This is a genomic window from Pseudoalteromonas sp. 120-MNA-CIBAN-0494, assembly GCF_040308885.1.
Lineage (GTDB): Bacteria > Pseudomonadota > Gammaproteobacteria > Enterobacterales > Alteromonadaceae > Pseudoalteromonas > Pseudoalteromonas nigrifaciens.
Window position 1 is genome coordinate 1 of the sequence record NZ_JBEOOE010000085.1, and the last position, 961, is coordinate 961.

The following is a 961-nucleotide window of genomic DNA, read 5'->3' on the forward strand; positions in this document are numbered from 1 at the left end:
ATACTGGGCCGTGGCGGCCTTGAACTATCGCGCGGAACATTAGCTAATTGGTGTATTAAAGCGGGCCTGCTAATCAGCCCCTTAGTGGCAGCCATGCAACGTCACTTGCTTAATGAGCACAGTTTATGTGCCGATGAAACCCGTACACAAGTCTTAGATGAAGGTGACAATCCTAGCAGCAATTCCTACATGTGGGTTTATCGCAGCAATGAGGTTAGCCATGAGCCTGTCGTGATTTACGATTACCAAGCAGGTCGAAGTCGCGCTTGCGCAAAAGAATTTCTTGCCGGTTATCAAGGCTATTTACAGTGCGACGGTTACCGTGTTTATGACGGTATTGAAGGCATTACCCCTGTTGGTTGCTGGGCACACGCTAGACGCAAATATAACGATGCCTTAAAAGCAGAGTCGAAAAACAAAGGTCGAGCGCATAAAGCCATCAGCTTTATCAGCCAATTATATAAACTGGAAACCCACGCTAAAAACAAACAGTTATCTCCTCAAGCGCGGTATCAGTTACGACAAGAAAAAGCCTTACCCATATTAATGCACTTTAAAGCGTGGCTTGATGAAGCCGAAGGTAAAGTAACGGCGGGGAGTTATATTGGCAAAGCGATAAAATACACGCTTAATCAATGGCCGAAATTAATGCGATATAGTGAAGATGGCGAACTAGGGATTGATAATAATATTACTGAGCGAGATATTCGGCCGTTTACCACTGGTAGGAAAAACTGGCTATTCTCAAAGTCAATTAATGGTGCCCAAGCAAGCGCCACACTCTATAGTATTGTGATGACGTGTCGTGCCAATGACATCAATCCTTATTACTACTTTGTGCATTTATTTAAAACGTTGCCGAATCGAGATGAGGGTGATGATGATTTTACCGACCTAATGCCGTGGAATGTGCAGCTAGACTTCGATTATAGCTAAGCGCACTGCTTAAATGCGCGCTTAC

General features: G+C 44.4%; 1 protein-coding gene. It reads left to right on the plus strand.

Annotated elements, in window-relative coordinates; genetic code table 11:
* The coding region (gene tnpC, locus AAEY55_RS18075; protein WP_350552595.1) for an IS66 family transposase at positions 1-936 on the plus strand (936 nt) is incomplete at its 5' end.
* Positions 937-961: the final 25 nt, after the last annotated feature.